Source organism: Xanthomonas hyacinthi, from assembly GCF_009769165.1.
Classification (GTDB): domain Bacteria; phylum Pseudomonadota; class Gammaproteobacteria; order Xanthomonadales; family Xanthomonadaceae; genus Xanthomonas_A; species Xanthomonas_A hyacinthi.
Genome location: NZ_CP043476.1, coordinates 2,072,632 through 2,092,380, shown reverse-complemented (window position 1 = coordinate 2,092,380; position 19,749 = coordinate 2,072,632). Strand labels below are relative to the sequence as shown.

Annotated in this window: 16 protein-coding genes, 2 pseudogenes and 1 riboswitch; of the genes and pseudogenes, 7 read left to right on the top strand and 11 right to left on the bottom strand. The window is 72.0% G+C overall.

Annotated elements, in window-relative coordinates; genetic code table 11:
- Positions 1 to 61: 61 nt before the first annotated feature.
- A pseudogene (locus tag FZ025_RS09450) lies at positions 62 to 220 on the bottom strand (IS5/IS1182 family transposase); the annotation flags it as partial.
- A gap of 362 nt (positions 221 to 582) precedes the next feature.
- Positions 583 to 836, top strand: a riboswitch (cobalamin riboswitch).
- Positions 837 to 1,049: 213 nt separating this feature from the next.
- Between FZ025_RS09450 and metE the strand changes: the two are divergent.
- Both metE and FZ025_RS09440 read left to right on the top strand, forming a co-directional pair.
- The gene (gene metE / locus FZ025_RS09445) at positions 1,050 to 3,341 is read left to right on the top strand and encodes a 5-methyltetrahydropteroyltriglutamate--homocysteine S-methyltransferase (RefSeq protein WP_046978870.1); all 2,292 of its coding nucleotides are present in this window, start codon (positions 1,050 to 1,052) and stop codon (positions 3,339 to 3,341) included.
- A 503-nt stretch (positions 3,342 to 3,844) separates the two neighbouring features.
- Positions 3,845 to 5,804, top strand: a pseudogene (locus tag FZ025_RS09440) (choice-of-anchor X domain-containing protein).
- A gap of 106 nt (positions 5,805 to 5,910) precedes the next feature.
- Here the strand turns inward: FZ025_RS09440 and purU are convergent.
- The 3 genes from purU to FZ025_RS09425 form a co-directional block, all read right to left on the bottom strand.
- The gene (gene purU / locus FZ025_RS09435; RefSeq protein ID WP_046978850.1) at positions 5,911 to 6,762 is read right to left on the bottom strand and encodes a formyltetrahydrofolate deformylase; all 852 of its coding nucleotides are present in this window, start codon (positions 6,760 to 6,762) and stop codon (positions 5,911 to 5,913) included.
- A 237-nt stretch (positions 6,763 to 6,999) separates the two neighbouring features.
- A complete protein-coding gene (locus tag FZ025_RS09430) occupies positions 7,000 to 7,410 on the bottom strand; it encodes an XVIPCD domain-containing protein (RefSeq protein ID WP_208803756.1) in 411 nt (136 codons plus the stop codon).
- Positions 7,411 to 7,612: 202 nt separating this feature from the next.
- On the bottom strand, positions 7,613 to 8,536 hold the full coding sequence (locus FZ025_RS09425) for a LysR family transcriptional regulator (protein WP_046978848.1): 924 nt from the start codon (positions 8,534 to 8,536) through the stop codon (positions 7,613 to 7,615).
- A gap of 129 nt (positions 8,537 to 8,665) precedes the next feature.
- Between FZ025_RS09425 and FZ025_RS09420 the strand changes: the two genes are divergently transcribed.
- On the top strand, positions 8,666 to 9,418 hold the full coding sequence (locus FZ025_RS09420) for an SDR family oxidoreductase (RefSeq protein ID WP_046978847.1): 753 nt from the start codon (positions 8,666 to 8,668) through the stop codon (positions 9,416 to 9,418).
- Positions 9,419 to 9,486: 68 nt separating this feature from the next.
- Positions 9,487 to 10,425 carry an SDR family NAD(P)-dependent oxidoreductase gene (locus FZ025_RS09415; RefSeq protein ID WP_046978846.1) on the top strand — a complete coding sequence of 313 codons (939 nt, stop codon included), beginning with the start codon at positions 9,487 to 9,489 and terminating at the stop codon, positions 10,423 to 10,425.
- Between the two features lie 369 nt (positions 10,426 to 10,794).
- On the opposite strand, the gene FZ025_RS09410 is transcribed toward FZ025_RS09415, so the two are convergent.
- The 5 genes from FZ025_RS09410 to FZ025_RS09390 all read right to left on the bottom strand — a co-directional run bounded on the left by FZ025_RS09410 (position 10,795) and on the right by FZ025_RS09390 (position 15,598).
- Positions 10,795 to 11,670, bottom strand: coding sequence for an NAD(P)-dependent oxidoreductase (locus tag FZ025_RS09410; RefSeq protein ID WP_046978845.1), 876 nt, complete (start codon positions 11,668 to 11,670; stop codon positions 10,795 to 10,797).
- A 61-nt stretch (positions 11,671 to 11,731) separates the two neighbouring features.
- Entirely contained in the window at positions 11,732 to 12,829 is a 1,098-nt protein-coding gene (locus FZ025_RS09405) for an NADH:flavin oxidoreductase/NADH oxidase (RefSeq protein ID WP_046978844.1), read from the bottom strand.
- Positions 12,830 to 12,959: 130 nt separating this feature from the next.
- Positions 12,960 to 13,811: an NAD-dependent protein deacetylase gene (locus tag FZ025_RS09400; RefSeq protein WP_046978843.1), complete on the bottom strand. Its 852-nt coding sequence runs from the start codon at positions 13,809 to 13,811 to the stop codon at positions 12,960 to 12,962.
- Between the two features lie 113 nt (positions 13,812 to 13,924).
- Positions 13,925 to 14,305, bottom strand: coding sequence for a VOC family protein (locus FZ025_RS09395; RefSeq protein ID WP_046978842.1), 381 nt, complete (start codon positions 14,303 to 14,305; stop codon positions 13,925 to 13,927).
- A 39-nt stretch (positions 14,306 to 14,344) separates the two neighbouring features.
- Entirely contained in the window at positions 14,345 to 15,598 is a 1,254-nt protein-coding gene (locus FZ025_RS09390) for an MFS transporter (RefSeq protein ID WP_046978841.1), read from the bottom strand.
- Positions 15,599 to 15,695: 97 nt separating this feature from the next.
- On the opposite strand from FZ025_RS09390, the gene FZ025_RS09385 reads away from it, so the two are divergent.
- A complete protein-coding gene (locus tag FZ025_RS09385) occupies positions 15,696 to 16,601 on the top strand; it encodes a LysR family transcriptional regulator (RefSeq protein ID WP_046978840.1) in 906 nt (301 codons plus the stop codon).
- Positions 16,602 to 16,852: 251 nt separating this feature from the next.
- On the opposite strand, the gene FZ025_RS09380 is transcribed toward FZ025_RS09385, so the two are convergent.
- Both FZ025_RS09380 and FZ025_RS09375 read right to left on the bottom strand, forming a co-directional pair.
- A complete protein-coding gene (locus tag FZ025_RS09380) occupies positions 16,853 to 17,641 on the bottom strand; it encodes a M90 family metallopeptidase (RefSeq protein ID WP_167523875.1) in 789 nt (262 codons plus the stop codon).
- The gene (locus tag FZ025_RS09375) at positions 17,608 to 17,877 is read right to left on the bottom strand and encodes a hypothetical protein (RefSeq protein ID WP_208803754.1); all 270 of its coding nucleotides are present in this window, start codon (positions 17,875 to 17,877) and stop codon (positions 17,608 to 17,610) included. Before FZ025_RS09375 ends, FZ025_RS09380 begins: the two co-directional genes overlap by 34 nt.
- A gap of 162 nt (positions 17,878 to 18,039) precedes the next feature.
- On the opposite strand from FZ025_RS09375, the gene birA reads away from it, so the two are divergent.
- Positions 18,040 to 19,011 (top strand): bifunctional biotin--[acetyl-CoA-carboxylase] ligase/biotin operon repressor BirA, encoded by a 972-nt coding sequence (gene birA, locus FZ025_RS09370; RefSeq protein WP_046978837.1) that lies wholly within the window; start codon positions 18,040 to 18,042, stop codon positions 19,009 to 19,011.
- Positions 19,008 to 19,748 carry a type III pantothenate kinase gene (locus FZ025_RS09365; RefSeq protein ID WP_046978836.1) on the top strand — a complete coding sequence of 247 codons (741 nt, stop codon included), beginning with the start codon at positions 19,008 to 19,010 and terminating at the stop codon, positions 19,746 to 19,748. The genes birA and FZ025_RS09365 overlap by 4 nt, the downstream gene beginning before the upstream one ends.
- Position 19,749: the final 1 nt, after the last annotated feature.

Here is a 19,749-nt window from a genome sequence, read left to right as displayed (position 1 = left end):
AAATCATCGAATGTTGAATCAAGTAGCGATAACAAAATCAGCGCCTATCTTCGACTCGGGCGACGATGGCCTCAAATACCAGTCGAGCCGGTTTCGGTGGCCGGCCGGCATCCGGCTTGCGCACGTAGATCGTGTCCGCTGTCGCGCGTGCGGGAATCAGCGGCTCCACACGACGCCAGAACGCATCGGCGACCACCCACGACTCGTCACGTTTCGCCAAGATCTCGCTCCGGCGCCGCGCCGAATGCGGCGCGCATCGACAGGTCACACTATTTACGGATAAGTTATTGGTCGTTGATGAAGTGCGCACGCGCTGCACACGGGCCAACTTAAGCAATTGAAAATACGATGCTTTCTACCCGTTCCAGCATTGGGACGACAGACAGGCTCAGCGAGGCGTAGCACGCGGACACATCGGAAGTCGTGAGTGAAAGCGGCATCGGGCGCGGCCGTGCGGTGCTGCGCTGTCGTCTGCAGGAGAAGCGTCGGTTCATAGGTTTTGGAAAGACTACACGTTCGCTGTGCGCCGCCGGCGCGTCCCCCGCAAATCCACAGGTCGCTTGACCCGCCGCCGCATCCGGCCTATCGTGCGCTCGCCGAAGGTATCCATCGCTTCATTCGGATGAAGGGATGGATTTAAACGGGAATCCGGTGAAGGCCGGCGCCGCAAGCGCCTGCCCATTCCGGAGCTGCCCCGCAGCGGTGAATGGAAACGACCTCCGTCAATGGCACTGGGCCGGCGCATGCCGGCCTGGGAAGCGGCGGACAGTAGGCGCGCAGCCGGCACGGTGCGCTCGTCCATCAGCCCGAATACCGGCCCCGGCCGGAGGACCTGTGCGTCCTCCGATTCGACCTGGCGTCTCCGCGGGGAGGCGGCCGGAAGCCGTGCCGCGGCCCTGCGCCGCGCCACGTTCTTCCGCCTGCCCGCGTGGCGCCGGTTCGCCCGCGGGGGCGAAGGTCGCTGGCGTGGCGGGCGTCCCGTGCGAACGGGCGGACGGCGCGCGGTTCCTTCGTTCCTCAATGCCTATGAACGCAATGAGGAAACGCAAATGACGATCGTGACCAACCTGGGCTTCCCGCGCATCGGCGCGCGGCGCGAGCTCAAGCGTGCGCTGGAAAGCTACTGGCGCCGCGACACCGATGGCGCCAACCTGCAAGACACGGCGCGGCAGCTGCGCCAGCGGCACTGGCGGCTGCAGGTCGAGGCCGGGGTGGAGCTGCCGCCCAGCAACGACTTCAGCCTGTACGACGCGATGCTCGACACCGCGTTCCTGTTCGATGCGATCCCGCAGCGCTACCGCGCGCTGGCCGATGCCGATCCGCTGGCCGGCTACTTCGCGATGGCGCGCGGCACGCAGGAGGACGGCCTGGACCTGCACGCGCTGGAAATGACCAAGTGGTTCGACACCAACTACCACTACCTGGTGCCGGAACTGGCGCGGCGCCAGCATTTCCGCCTGCGCGGCGACAAGCCGCTGGCCGAGTTCCTGGAAGCCAAGGCGCTGGGCATCACCACGCGGCCGGTGCTGATCGGGCCGGTGACCTTCCTGCTGCTGTCCAAGACCGTGGACGGCAGCGATCGCTGGGCGCTGCTGGACAGCCTGCTGCCGGTCTACGCCGAACTGCTGCAGCAGCTCGACGCGGCCGGCGCCAACTGGGTGCAGATCGACGAGCCGGCGCTGGTGCTGGACCTGGACGCCGCCGCGCGCGAGGCCTATCGCCGCGCCTATGCGTTCCTGGCCCAGGCGCCGCGGCCGAAGCTGCTGCTGACCACGTATTTCGGCGAGCTGGGCGACAACCTGGAATTGGCCGCGGCGCTGCCGGTGGACGGCCTGCACGTGGACCTGGTGCGCGGCGTGGCGCAGCTGGACGCGGTGCTGCAGGCGCTGCCGGCCGGGCGCGTGCTGTCGGCCGGGCTGGTCAACGGCCGCAACGTGTGGCGCACGCCGCTGGACACTGCGCTGACCCTGGCGCGCTACGCGGCCGGGCATGTCGGCCGCGAGCGCCTGTGGCTGGCGCCGTCGTGCTCGCTGCTGCACGTGCCGGTGGACCTGGAGCAGGAAAAGACGCTGGACCGCGAATTGTCCACATGGCTGGCCTTCGCCAGGCAGAAGCTGCAGGAGCTGCGCACGCTGGCCGACGCGCTGCAGGAGCTGCCGCATGCGCAGGCCGAGCTGGACGCGGCGCGCGAGGCGCTGGCGACGCGGCGCGCGTCCGCGCGCGTGCATCGCCCGGACGTGGCCCGGCGGGTGGCGGCGCTGAGCGAGGACGCCGGACGCCGGCAATCGCCGTATCCGCAGCGGCGCGATGCGCAGCAGGCGGCGCTGCGGCTGCCGGCCTACCCGACCACCACCATCGGCTCGTTCCCGCAGACCGCGCAGGTGCGGCAGGCGCGGGCGCAGCACAAGGCGGGCAAGCTCGGCGATGCCGAGTACGACGCGTTCCTGGCGGCGGAGACCGAACGCTGCGTGCGCGCGCAGGAGCAGATCGGGCTGGACGTGCTGGTGCACGGCGAGTTCGAGCGCAACGACATGGTCGAATACTTCGGCGAGCAGCTCGACGGCTTCGCCTTCACCAGGCATGGCTGGGTGCAGAGCTACGGCTCGCGCTGCGTGAAGCCGCCGATCATCTACGGCGACGTGCAGCGTCCGGCGCCGATGACGCTGCGCTGGACCCAGTACGCGCAGTCGCTGACCGACAAGCCGATGAAGGGCATGCTGACCGGGCCGGTGACGGTGCTGCAGTGGTCGTTCGTGCGCGACGACCAGGAACGCGCGCAGACCTGCCGGCAGATCGCGCTGGCGCTGCGCGACGAGGTGCGCGATCTGGAGGCCGCCGGCATCGGCGTGATCCAGATCGACGAGCCGGCGATCCGCGAAGGCCTGCCGCTGCGCCGCGCCGACTGGCAGGCGTACCTGGACTGGGCGGTGCAGTGCTTCCGCATCGCCGCCGCCGGGGTGCGCGACGCGACCCAGATCCATACCCACATGTGCTATTCGGAGTTCAACGACATCATCGAGGCGGTGGCGGCGATGGATGCGGACGTGATCTCGATCGAAACCTCGCGCTCGCGGATGGAACTGCTCGACGCGTTCGTGCGCTTCCGCTATCCGAACGCGATCGGCCCGGGCGTGTACGACATCCACTCGCCGCGCGTGCCCAGCACGCAGGAGATGGTGCAACTGTTGGACAAGGCGCGGGCGGTGCTGGATCCGCAGCAGCTGTGGGTCAATCCGGATTGCGGGTTGAAGACCCGCGGCTGGCCGGAAACGCGCAGCGCGCTGGAAGCGATGGTGGCCGCAGCCAAGCAGCTGCGCATGCAGCAGGCGCAAGCGGCCTGAACCGACGATGCCCGGCGTGCGGCACGCCGGGCATCGCCGCGGCAGGCGTGGGCGACATGCCGGTTCGTGGGCACCGCGCGCGCCGTCCGCTTCGTGCGGCGCACGTCGGCGGGACAGGCATGCATCCGGCCACGCGGCGATGGACGCAGCGTGCGCTCCGGCTAGCCGCGCTGGCACATCCTGCGGAGCACCGACCGGCCGGCCATCGATCTGCAGCGACACGTCCATCGGTTTGATCCCGGCCGGCATGGCGAGGCGGCCGTCGACGACCGCCGAACAGCTTGCGGTCGTCGCGATCGGTACCGCCATGCCGCCCCGGCGCAGGCCCGGCCCATCCGCGCCGCGGCCGCACCGGATCGCCGCAACGCGGTGCCGTGCCGGTGCTGCAGCGCATGGTGGAACTGTCATCGTGGCGGGGTATAAGGGCGCTGCATCCGCTGCGCAGGCCTGCGCTCGCGATTGCCGGACTGCCCGGCTTCGCACTGTTCAAGGAGAGAGCCGCCATGCCGACGTTACCGACGTTGTCCCTGCTGTCCACGCTGCTGCTGTCGCCGCTGCTCGCGCATGCGGCCGACCTGGTCCCCAAGCAACTGGCCGGCCCGCCCGAGGAATTCGCGCAGATGCGCGCGCCGGCGCCGGCCGAGGCCGCGATCCTGTCCAAGAGCGCATTGCTGCCGGTGGAATTCTCTTCCGCACGCAGCGGCGAGGCGGCGCAGTGGCAGGCGACGCTGCCGGTGGAAAACGGCACGTTGCGCTTCGTGCTGCTGTCCGCCGCGCACGACTGGCAACCGCAGCTGCATGCGCCCGGCGCGGCGCACGCACGCGCCGCCGGCATCGTGCCGAACGCGGTCGCCACCCGCCTGGGCAGCGGCGACGCCGCGCTGCCGGCGCGCGAGTACCGCGTGGACGCCGCCGCCAACGGCAGCTGGACGCTGACCCTGCACGCCGACGGCACCGACGCGCAACGCGGCTACCTGCTGATGGAAGGCGATGCGCGCACCCGGCTGGCGTCCTATCCCAGCGCTCGCCGGCAGCTGCACCGCGGCCAGCGCATCGGCCTGACCGCGCTGCTCGGCGGCAGCGACAGCCACGGCGCCACCGCGCTCGGCGCCACTGCCGGGCGCATCCGCGCCGCACAATTGCGCGTCACCGCGCCCGACGGCACGCTGACGCAGTGGCCGATGGCCGACGACGGCCGCCACGGCGACGGCGCCGCCGGCGACGGCATCTACGCCGGCGATTTCCCGGCGCCGGCGCCCGGCAGCTACCTCGCGCAGGTGGTGGTGCATGGCGACGCCGCCACCGGCCAGGCCTTCGTGCGCAGCACCGAACACGTGCTGCCGGTGCTCGACACCACGCTACGCATCGCCGCCGATGCGGTGAGCGCCAGCGCGCAGGACGGCACCCGCCTGGCGCTGCCGATCCCGGTCAGCGCCACCGGCCAGGCGCCGGCGCATTACCGCGTGCTCGGCGAACTGTGGGGCACCGGCCGCGACGGCAGTGCGGTGCCGGTGGCGTGGCTCGGCGGCATGCTTGCGCCGCAGAATGGACGCCTGCCGCTGAGCGTGGACGAACGCTGGATCGTCCGTGCCGGCGCGCGTGCGCCGTTCACGCTGCGCAACCTGCGCATCGAGGACCCGGACCATTTCGTGCCGCTGGCCACGCGCGACACGCTGGCGCTGACCCTGCCGGCGCTGCGCCGCAGCAGCATGGCGCGCGGCGGCGCGATCGACGCCAGCATGCGCATGGGCGAGCGCCCGGCAACGCTGCAGCGCGCGGCGACCGATGCGCAAGCGCAAGCGACCGGCGCGCGCCTGGTGCTGGTGCATGGCTATTGCTCGGGCGGGATCTGGCCGGTGGCGCAGTTCGGCAACGCCTCGACCTTCCTGGACGCCAACCAGAACCGCAGCAACGACCAGTTCGCGCAGCTGCTGGGGGCAGTTCGGCAGCCAATGGAATTCGTTCGGCACGGTGGCGCACAGCCAGGGCGGCATGGCCGCGCTGCACCTGTACAGCTACTACTGGAGCGGCCTGGACAATGCCAGCGGCGGCCGCGTCATGCAGTCGCTGGGCACGCCGTACCAGGGCACCAACCTGTCCGGCATCCTGGCCACGGTGGGCTCGTGGTTCGGCGTGGGCTGCGGCAGCAACAGCGACCTGACCTACGACGGCGCCAAGGCCTGGCTGGCCGGCATCCCGACCTCGGCACGGGCGCAAGTCGACTACTACACGACCTCCTTCGCCAAGACCAACTGGTACACCAACGACTACTGCAACGCGGCCTCGGACCTGGTGCTGGACGACCCGGAGGATGGCGTGATCGAGCAGGTCAACGCGCAGCTGCCGGGCGGGGTCAACCGCGGCCACACCACCGGTCAATGCCACACCACCGGCATGCGCGATCCGGCGCACTACCTGGACGCCAGCCGCAACGCGGCGATGAACGCCAACGCGGCGCGCTGATTGGCCCGGCAACGGATCTACAGGGGAAGGATCTGTTGCCGGCGCCCAGGAACGGTGAGATGGGAGGCGTCGCCGCTGCGAATCCCCAATCCCGAGTCCCCGCCGCTCACCTGAACACCACCGTGCGGTGTCCGTTGAGCAGAATGCGGTGCTCGACATGGCGGCGCACCGCGCGCGCCAACACCAGCGATTCGGTGTCGCTGCCCAGGCGCACCAGCTCGCGCGGGGTCATCGCGTGGTCCACGCGGGCCACGTCCTGTTCGATGATCGGGCCTTCGTCGAGCTCGCCGGTGACGTAGTGCGCGGTGGCGCCGATGATCTTGACCCCGCGCGCGTGCGCCTGGTGGTACGGCTGCGCGCCCTTGAAGCTGGGCAGGAAGCTGTGGTGGATGTTGATCGCACGCCCGGCCAGCGCGGCGCACAGCGTCGGCGACAGGATCTGCATGTAGCGCGCCAGCACCACCAGATCGATGCGCTCGCGCTCCACCAGCGCCAGCAGCTGCGCTTCCTGCTCGGCGCGGTTGGCCGCGTCGACCGGCAGGTGGTGGAACGGCACCGCGTAGGAGCGCGCCAGCGCGGTGAAATCGTCGTGGTTGGACGCCACCGCGGCGATGTCCACGCGCAGTTGCCGGCTGTGCGCGCGGAACAGCAGATCGTTGAGGCAATGGCCCTGCTTGCTGACCAGCACCAGCAGGCGTGCGCGGCGCCGCGCATCGTGCAGCTGCCAGTCCATTGCGTAGTCGGCGGCGAGCGGCGCCAGCTGCGCCTGCACCGCGACGGCGGTGTCGGCCGCGGGCACGTCGAAATGCACGCGCAGGAAGAAGCGGCCGCTCTCCTCGTCGCCGAACTGCTGTGCGTCGAGGATGTTGCAGCCGTGCTCGAACAGCAGGCCGCTGACGCGGTAGACGATGCCGGTACGGTCCGGGCAGGACAGGGTCAGGATGTGGTCGGGGCGCATCCGGACAATGATAGGGGAGAATTCGGGATTCGGGATTCGGGATGGTCGGCTACGGATGTTGCCCGGGCATCGGGTGTGGGATGCCGCTGGGGCACTGCCGGATGTCTTGCCGATGTAGTAGCGGCTCCAGCCGCGACGGGCTTTACCGGTAGGGCCTGTCGCGGCTGAAGCCGCTCCCACAGGATGGCGCATCCGCGCGCTGGCCGCACGCGGCCTCGCCAGCGCGCCACGCCGCGCTCACTCCGGACGCAAGCGCAGCGCCAGGCGCCGGTTGACCTTCTCCAGCCGCGCCAGCGAGTCTTGCACCGACATGCCGACCGCCTCATGCGTGGTGATGTGCGCGCGCAGATGCGCCGGGTCGTCCAGGTCGCCGCGCACCAGGAATACGTTCTCGCCCTGCTCCACCTCGCCCAGCTCGCGGCTCAGCACCACGTGATCGACCTGGTCGAAGCCGTATTCCTTCGCCAGCGGCAACAGCCGCGCCACCATGCGTTCGCTGATCGCATCGGGCGCGCGGCCGCAGGCGGCGTCCAGCGCATGCACGCCTTCGCGGATCTGCGCGTACAGCAGGTGGTCGGGGTGATCCGGATGCTCGGGGCCGAGCGCGGCCGCGCGCGCGACGGCGCGCGGCGGCTGGATGGGCGTCATGGCGCCGGGGTCGGACGAATTCGGGCACATGGCATCCTCCTATGATGCGCCTGCAAGCCGCCGCACCTTAGCGGGAAGCATGCGCCAAGCTCAAGCGTGACGACGCAGTCTGCGCCACGCCGCGGCAAGGCGATCTGAAGAACGCGCGGCAGCGCGCGTGCATGCGCAACCTGCCGCAATGCAGCGCGTCCACCGCGGATGCTCAGTGCGCATGCGCGGCGGCGGCCTCGCCGAAGCGCTCCGCGTACAGCGCCGCCAGCCAGTCGACGAACACGCGCAAGCGCGGCGAGGACTGCCGGTGCTGCGGATACAGCACCGACACCGGCAGCGCCGGCGCACGCCATTGCGGCAATACCTGCAGCAGGCGCCCGTCGGCCAGATGCTCCTCCACGCTCAGCCGCGGGATCTGGATCAGGCCATGCCCGCGCAACGCGCAGGCCACGTAGGCCTGCGCGTCGTTGACCGCGATCCAGCCTTGCACCTGCACCTGGCGCACCTGGCCGTCGATCAGGAACTCGAACGGATAGTCGATGTCGTGGCCGCTGGCGAAGAACCGCACCGCGCGATGCTGCGCCAGCTGCTGCGGATGCGTCGGCACGCCATGCTCGGCCAGGTAGGCGGGGCTGGCGCAGACAACCTCGTGCAGCGTCGCCAGGCGCCGCACCACCAGCGAGGACTCGCGCGGATGGCCGGAACGCACCACGCAATCCACGCCCTCGCGCAGCAGGTCCACCAGCCGGTCGCCGCTGCCGATCGCCAGCTGGATGTGCGGATAGCGCGCATGGAATTCGTCGATCCGCGGCAGCACCACGCGCAGCGCGTGGTTGCCGTGCATGTCCACCCGCAACAGCCCGCGCGGACTGCGCGCGGCGCCGCGCAGCGCGCCCTCGGCGTCGTCGAGCTCGGCCAGGATGTGCCGGCAGCGCTCGTAGAACGCCTGCCCGTCGACGGTGGCGCGCACCTGGCGGGTGGTGCGCTCGAGCAGGCGCGCCTGCAGCCGCGCTTCCAGCTGCTTGATCGCGTAGGTGGCGGTGGCCCGCGGCAGGTCGAGTTCGGCGGCGGCGCGGGTGAAGCTGCCGAGCTCGACGATGCGGGCGAACAGGCGAAGCGCATCGAATCGGTCCATGCCTGCATTGTTGGCGAAAATTGAATTGTTTTGCCAGTTCTGCAGGATTTATCCAGCAAGGCGCAATAGCCAGACTGCTCCTGCGCCGGCCGCCCGTGCCGGCAACGTCCCCAGATCCCAGGAGCCTCCATGAACACCGATCCCGTTTCCTCCCCCGGCAAGGCCGCGCTGGTCACCGGCGCCTCCCGCGGCATCGGCCGCGCCATCGCCGCGCGCCTGGCCCGCGACGGCTTCGCGGTGGCGGTCAACTACGCCGGCGACGCCGCCAGCGCCCAGGACACGGTCGCGGCGATCCAGGCCGACGGCGGCCGCGCGATCGCGCTGCGCGCCGATGTCGCCGACCCGCAGGCGGTGGCGCAGCTGTTCGATGCCGCCATGCAGGCCTTCGGCCGCCTCGACGTGGTGGTCAACAGCGCCGGCATCATGCCGATGGCGCCGATCGCCGCGGCCGGGCTGGACGCCTTCGACCGGGTCGTCGCCACCAACCTGCGCGGCAGTTTCCTGGTGCTCGCCCAGGCCGCAGAACGCCTCGGCGACGGCGGCCGCATCATCGCGCTGTCGAGCAGCGTGATCGCCAAGTCCTTCCCCGGCTACGGCCCGTACATCGCGTCCAAGGCCGGCGTCGAAGGCCTGGTGCGGGTGCTCGCCAACGAACTGCGCGGACGCGGCATCACCGTCAACGCCATCGCCCCCGGCCCGGTCGGCACCGAGCTGTTCCTCGCCGGCAAGCGTCCCGAACAGATCGAGCAAATCGCCATGCAGGCGCCGCTGGAGCGGCTGGGCACGCCGCAGGACATCGCCGCGGCGGTCGCCTTCCTCGCCGGCCCGGACGGCGGCTGGATCAACGCGCAAGTGCTGCGCGCCAACGGCGGCTTCGCCTGAATCCCGCGCCTACCCGAACCATCGCACGGCGGCGCGCTCGCCGCCCACCCTTCCCGGAGAACCCATCCATGCGTATCACCGACAGCCCCAACCCGCAGGTCATTCTGGTCACCGGCGCGTCCAGCGGCTTCGGCGCGCTGGCCGCACGCGCCCTGGCCCAGGCCGGGCACACCGTCTATGCCAGCATGCGCGACACCGCCGGCCGCAACGCGGCGCAGGTCGCCGCGGCCGCCGCCTTCGCACGCGACCACGGCGTGGCCCTGCGCACGCTGGAACTGGACGTGCTGTCGCAGCCGTCCGCCGACGCGGCGGTCGCCGCGGTGCTCGCCGACGCAGGCCGCCTGGACGTGCTGGTGCACAACGCCGGACACATGGCGTTCGGCCCCGCCGAGGCGTTCCTGCCCGAGCAGTATGCGCAGCAGTACGACGTCAATGTGCTCGGCACGCAGCGCGTCAACCGCGCGGCGCTGCCGGTGCTGCGCCGGCAGCGCCGCGGCCTGCTGCTGTGGGTCGGCAGCAGCAGCACCCGCGGCGGCACGCCGCCGTTGCTTGCGCCCTACTTCGCGGCCAAGGCGGCGATGGACGCGCTGGCAGTGAGCTATGCCAGCGAGTTGGCACGCTGGGGCATCGAGAGCAGCATCCTGGTCCCGGGCGCGTTCACCCACGGCACCAACCACTTCGCCCACGCCGGCGCGCCCGGCGACCAGGCGCGCGCGGATGCCTACGCCCACGGCGCCGGCGCCGGCCTGGCCGAACAGGCGCAGTCCGGACTGGCCGCCTGCGCGCCGGCCGATGCCGACGTCGCCGATGTGGCGCGGGCGATGGTCGCCATCGTGGACGCGCCGTACGGCAAGCGCCCGTTCCGCGTGCACGTGGATCCGGCCGACGACGGCGCGGCGGTGGTCAACGCGGTCGCCGACCGCGTGCGCAGCGAATTCCTGCGTCGCATCGGGCTGGGCGACCTGCTGGCGCCGAGCATGGCTGCGGACCTGGCCCATGGTCGCTGACGGCAAGCCCGGTTCGGCCTGATCCTGGCCGAGTCGGCGCTGGCGACGACCGCCGCGGCCGCAGCGCCGCGGCGGGAGATCCCGGTGCGGGCGCTGTGCGCCGGCCGGGATCGCCTGCTTCGCCCGCGGCCCGAGCCCTGCGCCATGGCGCGGCGAACCCGGCCTGCGTGCCTGGCGGCCGGCCGCCCGCGATCGCCGCCTCGCTGGCGATCGCGGCGTTGTCGCCGGCGGTGTGCGCCGTTGCGTCGCCGGGATCGTGGATGGGCGCATGCGCCGGCGTTCGACAACCTGCCTGGCCTGTTCCTGCGCTTCGCACTGGGTCCGGGGCGCCGCCCGCACGCGGGCGACGCAGCGGGCGGTACCGGGCGCTCAGGCCTGCCCGGCGCGGCGCGCGGCGACCTTGGCCAGCGCCGACCAGTCCAGCCCGCCGTCGCCGTGCGCGATCGCGTCGATGAACTGGTCGCGCAGCACCGCCGCCAGCGGCATCGGCACGTGCCGGGTCTCGCCGGCGTTCAAGGCCAGGCGCACGTCCTTCAGCCCCAGCGTGGTCTTGAAGCCGGCCGGGCTGTGGCGCTGCTGCGCGATCATGCCGCCGTAGTTCTGGTACGCCGGTGCGGCGAACAGGGTACTGCCGAGCATGCCCAGGAAATCGGCCGCGTCCACGCCGTGCCCGCGCACCAGTGCCGAGGCTTCGGCCATGGTGCCGATGGCGCTGGCCAGGCACAGGTTGGCGGCCAGCTTGACCGCATTGGCCTGCTCCGGCGCCGCGCCGAAATACCAGGTCTTGCGCCCGATCACATCCAGCAGCGGCTGCACCCGCGCCAGTGCGGCGGCGTCGCTGGCGGCGAGCAGGTTGAGCTGGCCGGCCGCGGCCACGTCGTTGCGGCCCAGTACCGGGATGGCCAGGTAGGCCACGCCGCGCTCGGCATGCAGGGCGTTCAGTTCGCGCGCCAGCGCCACCGAGATCGTGGCCATGTTGACGTGCACGCTGCCGGCGGGCAGCGCGTCGAGCGCGCCACGCTCGAGCAAGGTCTCGCGCACCGCCGCGTCGTCGGCCAGCATCGAGAACAGCACCTGGCCGCGCACCGCGTCGGCCGGCTGCGCGGCCAGCCGCGCGCCGGCCTCGAGCAGCGGCTGCGCCGCGGCCGCGCTGCGGTTCCACACGGTCAGCGCATGCCCGGCGCGCAGCAGGTTGTGCGCGATGGGCTGGCCCATCGTGCCCAGGCCGAGAAATCCGATGCTCATCGCAAACTCCTTGCACAACGCGAGGTGGATGCCGCGCCCCGCGCGGCGCAGCGCGCGCGTATCACGCGTCGAACAGGCCGCGCGCCGAACGCGGCTCGCAGCGCAGGTATTGCGGCGACGGCTTCAGCCTGGCGCCCAACGCGGCAGCGGCGTGCCACGGCCAGCGCGGGTCGTAGAGGATGCCGCGGGCCAGCGCGATCGCGTCGGCCTGGCCCGCGGCCAGGATCGCCTCGGCGTGCTGCGGCTCGGTGATCAGGCCGACCGCGATCACCGGCATGCGCACGTCGCGATGGATCGCCTCGGCCTGCGGCACCTGGTAGCCGGCCGCCAGCGCAATCTGCTGGCGGCGGTCGAGGCCGCCGCTGGACACGTGCAGGTAGTCGCAGCCCTGCGCCTGCAGCGCCTGCGCCAGCGCGACGCTCTGCGCCACGTCCCAGCCGCCCTCGACCCAGTCGGTGGCGGAGATGCGCACACCCACCGCGACCGGGGCCGACACCGCCGCGCGCACCGCCGCATGCACGCGCAGCAGCAGGCGCATGCGGTTCTCCAGGCTGCCGCCGTAGGCGTCGTCGCGCTGATTGCTCAGCGGCGACAGGAACTGATGCAGCAGGTAGCCGTGCGCGGCATGCAGTTCGATCAGCTCGAAGCCCAGCCGTTCGGCGCGCTGCGCCGAGGCGACGAAGGCCGCGACGATGGCGTCGATGCCGGCCAGGTCCAGCGCCTGCGGCGGCGGACCGTTCTCGGCGAAGGCCAGCGCCGACGGCGCCACGGTCTGCCAGCCGTTCGGCTGCCCCGGCGCGATCGCGCCGCCGCCGTCCCACGGCCTGTGCGTGGACGCCTTGCGCCCGGCATGCGCCAGCTGGATGCCCAGCGGCATCGGCGACCAGCGCCGCACCGAGGCCAGCACGCCGCGCAGCGCCGCTTCGGTGGCGTCGTCCCACAGGCCCAGGTCGGCGTAGCTGATGCGCCCGCGCGGTTCCACCGCGGTGGCCTCCAGGATCAGCAGGCCGGCGCCGGACTGCGCCAGCTGGCCGAGGTGGATGGTGTGCCAGTCGCTGGCCTGGCCGTGCTCGGCGGAGTACTGGCACATCGGCGCGATGACGATGCGATTGGACAACGACAGCGGCCCCAGCGCGAGGGGCGAGAACAGATGGCTCAAGGTGGCGTTCCGTGGGGGCGCCCGCTGCACTGCGGGCAGGCCGCCATTGCACTCCTGCTGCCGCTGCCGATCAACCACTGCGGATGGATCAGTTCGTGCGCGGATTCGGAACGCGCCGCGCCGCGGGGCGCTACGCGGCCACCGGCGGCAGCAGGAAATCCAGCGCCTGCGCGCAGGGCTGGGCCAGCTTCAGGCTCAGCAAATCGTCGCCGCGGGTGCGGCCCAGGTTGACCGCGGCAATCGGCAATCCGGCCCTGGCCGCGGCCTGCACGAAGCGGAAGCCAGAATACACCATCAGCGAGGAGCCCAGCACCAGCATCGCATCGGCCTGCTGCAGGTGCGCGAAGGCGGCGGCCACGCGCGCGCGCGGCACGTTCTCGCCGAAGAACACCACGTCCGGCTTCAGCACGCCGCCGCACCGGGTGCAGGCCGGCACCGCAAAGGCGGCGAAGTCCACGTCCTCCAGGTCGGCGTCGCCATCGGGCGCCTGCCCGGCCTGCAGCGTCGCCCAGTGCGGATTGCGCTGCAGCAGTTGCTGCTGGAAGTCCTCGCGCGGCAGGCGCCGTTCGCAGCCCATGCAGCGCACCACGTCCAGACGCCCGTGCAGGTCGATCACCGCTTCGCTGCCGGCGGCCTGGTGCAGGCGGTCCACGTTCTGGGTCAGCAGCAGCTCGACCTGGCCGCGCGCTTCCAGCTGCGCCAGCGCCGCATGCGTGGCATTGGGCCGGGCGTGGCCGAAGCGCGGCCAGCCGACCAGGCTGCGCGCCCAATAGCGCTGCCGCGTGGCCAGTTCGCCCATGAACACCTGGTAGGTGACCGGCTGCGCGCGCTTCCAGTCGCCGGCGGCGTCGCGGTAGTCGGGGATGCCCGAATCGGTGCTGCAGCCGGCGCCGGTCAGCACCAACAGGCGCCGGTGGCGCGCGAGGAACGCTTGCAGCGCTGCGGCGTCGGCGGACGCGTGATGCTGCGGCAATGGGCGCATCGCGGATGCTCGGTGACCACGGATAGCGCCTATCTTGGGCGCTGCCACCGACAACGCAAGGGCACGCATGAACGCGTGCAGCATGACCGCAATGCGCACACAAATCGCCCGCGCTACAGGAGATTGCTGACCTCGATCAGGTTGCCGTCCAGATCGCGGAAGTACAGCGACAGGATCGGGCCGGTGGCGCCGGTGCGCTGCACCGGGCCGTCCTCGATGGCGACCGCCGCCGTCTCCAGTTCGCGGCGCACCTGCGCCAGCGGCGTGGCGGTGATGAAGCACAGGTCGCCGGAACCGGGCGTGGGCGCGCGCGCCTTCGGCTCGAACTCGCGGCCGGCGGCGTGCAGGTTGATCTTCTGCCGGCCGAACGCCAGCGCGGTGCGGCCTTCGCCGAAGCGCTGCACCTGCAGGCCGAGCACGCGCGCGTAGAACGCGCAGCTGGCGTCGATGTCGGCGACGGTGAGGACCAGGTGGTCGAGATGGTCGATCTGCATGCATGCCTCCGAATGACGGAAACGATGAGGCGGCCTGCGCTATTCGCCGCGCGGCGGATGCGGGCCGAAGCGGCCGTAGGGCCGGCTGTCGTCGGCGCCGCGGCGCAGCACCTGCGCGGCGACCAGCGCGATGCCCAGCAACAGCAGGCAGCAGCCGGCCAGCGCGTTCCAGCCGCCGTGCAGCCAGGCCGCGCCGCTGAGCGAGCCGATCAGGCTGGCACCGCTGTAGTAGGCGAGCAGGTACAGCGACGCGGCATGGCCCTTGTTGCGCCCGCCGAGGCGGCCGACCCAGGCGCTGGCCGCCGAGTGCGCGACGAAGAAGCCGATGGTCAGCAGCACGATGCCGGCGATGACCAGCGCCAGCACGTGCGCGATGGTCAGCGCCACGCCGAATGCGGCCACCGCGATGCCGGCCAGCACCACCGGGCCGCGGCCGAAGCGGTCCGAGGCCGCGCCGGCCACCGAGGAGGACACGATGCCGAACACGTAGGCGCTGAAGATCAGCCCCAGCTGGCTCTGGCTGAGGCCGAACTCCGGCCCGCCCAGGCGGAACCCGGCGTAGTTGTAGACGCTGACGAACACGCCCATCGCCAGGAACGGGATCGCGAACAGCCACGGCAGGTAGCGGTCGCGCAGGTGCCCGCCCCAGGCCTGCAGGTGGAAGCGCAGGTTGATGCCGCGGCGGCGCACGAAATGCCGCGACGGCGGCAGCAGCAGCACGAAGCCGACCGCGGCCAGCAGGTCGATGGCGGAGACCGCCGCCAGCGCGGTGCGCCAGTCGAAATGATCGGTGAGCACGCTCATGCCGAGGCGCCCGACCATGCCGCCGAACGCGTTGCCGGCCACGTACAGGCCGGTGGCCGCGCCGAGCCTGGTCGCCGGCAATTCCTCGGCCAGGTACACCATCGCCACCGCCGGCACCCCGCCCAGGGCGACGCCGGACAGCCCGCGCACCACGACCAGCGCGCCCCAATGCGGCAGGCACGCGGCGAGCAGGTTGAGCAGCGCCGCCAGCGCGATCGACACGAACATCAGCCCGCGCCGGCCGAGGTTCTCCGACACCGCGCCGGCGCAGAAGATCGCGATCGCCAGGCCGCCGGTGGCCAGCGACAGCGGCAGCGAACTGGTCGCCGCGTCGACCCCGAATTCGCGCGCGAACGCCGGCAGCAACGGCTGCACGCTGTACAGCAGCGAGAAGGTGGCGAAACCGGCCAGGAACAGCGCCAGGCGGATGCGCAGCAGCGGCGCAGCGTCCACGGCGTGCAGCGGCGGGCATTGGCTGGAAGTAGTCACAACGACGCGGCAACGAACAAGGGCGGCCAGTATTTGCCTGCACCGCTCCGGCGTCCAATATATGATCCAGGCATTCTCCATATCTTCTGGATATGACATGGAACTGCGCCATCTGCGCTATTTCCTGGCCGTGGCCGAGGCCGGCCATTTCACCCGCGCCGCCGCGCAGCTGGGCATCCAGCAGCCGCCGCTGAGCCAGCAGATCCGTGCGCTGGAACAGGAACTGGGCACACCGCTGTTCCTGCGTACCCCGCGCGGCGCCGAGCTGACCGAGGCCGGCCGCGCGTTTCGGGTCGAGGCCAAGCGCGTGCTCGCCGACCTGGAACGCGCCGGCGACGCCGCCCGCCGCGCCGCCCGCGGCGAGAGCGGCGTGCTGCGGCTGGGCTTCACCGCCTCGGCCGCGTTCAACCCGCTCGTGCCGACGCTGGTGCGCAACTTCCGCCGCGGCTGGCCGGCGGTAGCGCTGGCGCTGGAGGAAACCAACACCGCCGGCCTGCTCGCCGCGCTGGTGCAGGGGCGCCTGGATGCGGCCTTCATCCGCTACAGCGTGGTCACCCCGCCCGAGCTGCAACTGCTGAAATTTCCCGACGAGCCGATGAAGATCGCGGTGCCGGCCGCGCATCGGCTGGCCAAGCGCCAGCGCGCGCCGCTGGCGGCGCTGGCCGGCGAGGCGTTCATCCTGTTTCCGCGCAGCTTCGGCACCAGCCTGTACGACGAAATCCTCGAGGCCTGCCGCCAGTCCGGCTTCGAACTGCAGATCAAGCAGGAAGCACCGCAGATGTCGTCGATCGTGAACCTGGTCGCGGCCGAACTCGGCGTCTCGGTGGTGCCGGCCTCGACCACCCAGGTGCAGCTGCCGGGCGTGCGCTACCTGGACATCGAAGGCCGCGTGCCGATGGCGCGGCTGGCGCTGGCGGCGCTGCCGGCCACCGCGCAGGCGCTGCCGGTGGTGCGCCAGCTGTGGCAGCTGGCGCAGGCGCATGCGGCGGGGAAGCGCCGATAGCATCCGGTGGGAGACACAAGCGACTCCGGGTGGCCTCGGGCCATCAGTCGCGACGGGCTTTTATACCGGTAATGCCTGTCGCGGTTGAAACCGCTCCTGCAGGAAGCGCGCGATTGGTTGGCTGGGTGCCCTGTGGGAGGGACTGCAGTCCCGACAGCATCCGACGCCAGAGGGTTCGCCACTGCGCTTGTCGCGGTTGAACCCGCATTCGTCATGCCGTGATCGCCGCCTGCGCGCCTCACACCGCGCGCTTACCTGCCGGCGAACGGAGAACGGCCGTAGAACCGCGTCAGGTGCGCGGCCACTTCCGGCATCTCGCGCTGCAGCCGCTCCGGCGCGGAGAAGTGGTATTCGCTGACCACGGCGAAGAATTCTTCCGGCGCCTCGGCGGCATAGGCGTCGATCGCGCTGGCGCGGCCGCGGTCCACGCGCTTGCAGAACGCGTCGTAGCTGCGCTGGAAATCCGCCGCCCAACGCCGTTGCCAGTCGCGCGGCAGCGGCGGCGTGCCGTCCAGCGCGCCGTCGAGCACGTCGAGCTTGTGCGCCATCTCGTGCACCGCCACGCAGTAGCCGGCGCGCGGGTCGTCCAGGTCGGCCTGCACGTCGGCCCAGGACAGGATCAGCGGGCCGCTGTCCCAGGATTCGCCGATCAACTCGTCTTCCCATTCGTGCAGTACGCCGGCCGCATCGACGTGGCTGCGCTGCACGCGGAACGCGTCCGGATACACCAGCAACTGCGACCAGCCGCGCAGACCCTCGGCACCGAACTCCAGCAGCGGCAGGCAGCACAGCGCGGCCAGCACGGTGCGCTGCGCCGCATCCAGGGTCAGCCCGGCCAGCGGCGAGATGGTCTTGCGCTGCAGGAACTGCGCGGCCAGCGTGCGCAGCTTGCGCGCGCGATCCGCATCCAGCGCCGCCACCCACGCGCAGCGCTGCCGCACCAGCTGCCAGGTCGCATCGTCGATCGCAACAGGCGCCGGCGCCAGCCAGCGCAACCAGCGTGGGATCAGCGGAACATCCCCGGCAGGAAGCTGTGCCACTTGGGCATGCGCAGGCGCGGCACCAGGTCGCTGTCGCTGTCGCCGCCGCTCGGCGCCGCGGCGGGCTTGGCGGCGGGCGGGCGCGCTGCCGTGGCCGGGCGTGCCTGGACGGCGTCCGCGTCGGTTGCGTCGGTATAGACGCAGTCGTTGCACTGCTTGCTGGCCAGCGCCTCGGACGCGTGGGCGGCGGCCAGCGGGAGCAGCAGCAGGATCAGGCACGGCAGGAAACGGCGCATCGTCGGCATCCAGGGCGAGCGGCGGTGAACCCCGATTCTAACGCGGTTTTCATCCGCTGCAGGGCCAATGCTGGGCGCGGGGAGGGCGCTTCCCGCATACTTTTCCGCTTCGAGGTCACGTCTTCAGGGGCGTGTGGATTGAAACGAGGCGATGGAATCTGCGTGGACGAGCGCGAACTACTGGCCCGGCTCAGCCAGGGCCGCCTTTCCGGCGACGCCCTGGCGCGCTCGTTCGGGCTGACCCGGGCCGCGGTGTGGAAGCGCATCCAGGGCCTGCGCGCGGCCGGGGTGGAGATCGACGGCCGCGCCGGCGAGGGCTACGGGTTGGCAAGGCCGCTGGAATTGCTGGAGGCCGAGCGTATCCGCGCCGCACTGGCGCCGGCCGCGCGCGCCGAGCTGGCCGGGCTGGAGATCGCCTGGAGCCTGGCCTCCAGCAACAGCACCCTGCTGGCGCGGCCGGCGCCGGTGCGCGGCAGCCAGGTGCTGCTGGCCGAGCGCCAGACCGGCGGCCGCGGCCGCCGCGGCCGGGTCTGGGCCTCGCCGCTGGCGGCGCACCTGTACCTGTCGGTGGCGCGCGGCTTCGATGGCGGGCTGGGGCGGCTGGGCGGGCTGAGCCTGGCCGCCGGCGTGGCCGTGGCCGAGGCGCTGCGCGCGGCCGGTTTCGCCACGGTCGGGCTGAAATGGCCGAACGACCTGCTCGTCGACGGGCACAAACTCGGCGGCTTGCTGGTCGAAGGCGGCGGCGAGTTCGCCGGACCGGCGCGGGCGGTGCTCGGCCTTGGCCTCAATGTGCGCATGCCGGCGGCCAGCGCCGCGACCATCGGCCAGCCGTGGACCGACCTGGCCACGCTGGCCGGTACCGGCGCCGAGGTCTCGCGCAACGCGATCGCCGCCGCGGTGTTGTCGCACCTGCTGCCGGCGCTGGCGCTGTTCGACGCCGATGGCCTGGCGCCGTTCCTGCCGCGCTATGCCGCGCTGGACCTGCTCGCCGGGCGCGCGATCCGCATCGACGAGGGCGGCGTCGCCCGCGAGGGCATGGCGCTGGGCCTGGCCGACGACGGCGCATTGCGGGTGGCCTTCGCCGATGGCGAGCGCGCGCTGCATGCCGGCGAAGTCAGCGTGAGGCCGGCATGAGCGACTGGCTGTTCGACCTGGGCAATTCGCGCTTCAAGTTCGCCGCACTGGAGCACGGCCGCGCCGGTGCGGTGCAGGCCTGGGCGCACGGTGCCGAAGCGATGGACGCGGCGGCGGTGGCGGCGCTGCCGCGCGGCGAGGCCGCCTATCTCGCCAGCGTCGCCGCGCCGGCACTGACTGCGAGGGTGCTGGACGCCTTGCGCGCCCGCTTCGCCCGGGTGCAGGTGGCGCGCACCGCAGCCATCTGCGCCGGCGTGCGCATCGCCTACGCGCAGCCGCACAAGTTCGGGGTGGACCGCTTCCTGGCGCTGCTCGCCGCGCATGGCGGCGGCGATGTGCTGGTGGTCGGGGTCGGCACTGCGCTGACCCTGGACCTGCTCGATCGCGACGGCCTGCACCACGGCGGGCGCATCGCGCCGTCGCCGACCACGATGCGCCAGGCCCTGCAGCAGCGCGCCGCGCAGCTGCCGGCCGAGGGCGGCGACTATCACGAGTTCGCCGCCGATACCGCCGATGCGCTGGCTTCCGGCTGCGATGGCGCGGCGCTGGCGCTGATCGAGCGCAGCCTGCAGCGGGGCGAGGCGCTGCTGGCGCGGCGGCCGCGGCTGCTGTTGCACGGCGGCGGCGCGCCACCGTTGCTGCACGCGTTGCCGGCAGCCGAGCAGCGGCCATCGCTGGTGCTGGACGGGCTGGCACTGTGGGCGCAGGCGCACGCCGCGGCCGCGGCGGCCGGGTAGA

Excerpts from the sequence above, each read along its gene's own strand:
- FZ025_RS09430 (WP_208803756.1), bottom strand. The coding sequence starts at position 7,410 with ATGACGCCCATCCAGCCGCCGCGCGCCGTCGCGCGCGCGGCCGCGCTC.
- FZ025_RS09420 (WP_046978847.1), top strand. The coding sequence starts at position 8,666 with ATGAACACCGATCCCGTTTCCTCCCCCGGCAAGGCCGCGCTGGTCACC.
- metE (WP_046978870.1), top strand. The coding sequence starts at position 1,050 with ATGACGATCGTGACCAACCTGGGCTTCCCGCGCATCGGCGCGCGGCGC.
- FZ025_RS09365 (WP_046978836.1), top strand. The coding sequence starts at position 19,008 with ATGAGCGACTGGCTGTTCGACCTGGGCAATTCGCGCTTCAAGTTCGCC.
- FZ025_RS09425 (WP_046978848.1), bottom strand. The coding sequence starts at position 8,536 with ATGGACCGATTCGATGCGCTTCGCCTGTTCGCCCGCATCGTCGAGCTC.
- FZ025_RS09400 (WP_046978843.1), bottom strand. The coding sequence starts at position 13,811 with ATGCGCCCATTGCCGCAGCATCACGCGTCCGCCGACGCCGCAGCGCTG.
- FZ025_RS09375 (WP_208803754.1), bottom strand. The coding sequence starts at position 17,877 with ATGCGCCGTTTCCTGCCGTGCCTGATCCTGCTGCTGCTCCCGCTGGCC.
- FZ025_RS09395 (WP_046978842.1), bottom strand. The coding sequence starts at position 14,305 with ATGCAGATCGACCATCTCGACCACCTGGTCCTCACCGTCGCCGACATC.
- FZ025_RS09385 (WP_046978840.1), top strand. The coding sequence starts at position 15,696 with ATGGAACTGCGCCATCTGCGCTATTTCCTGGCCGTGGCCGAGGCCGGC.
- FZ025_RS09415 (WP_046978846.1), top strand. The coding sequence starts at position 9,487 with ATGCGTATCACCGACAGCCCCAACCCGCAGGTCATTCTGGTCACCGGC.
- purU (WP_046978850.1), bottom strand. The coding sequence starts at position 6,762 with ATGCGCCCCGACCACATCCTGACCCTGTCCTGCCCGGACCGTACCGGC.
- FZ025_RS09410 (WP_046978845.1), bottom strand. The coding sequence starts at position 11,670 with ATGAGCATCGGATTTCTCGGCCTGGGCACGATGGGCCAGCCCATCGCG.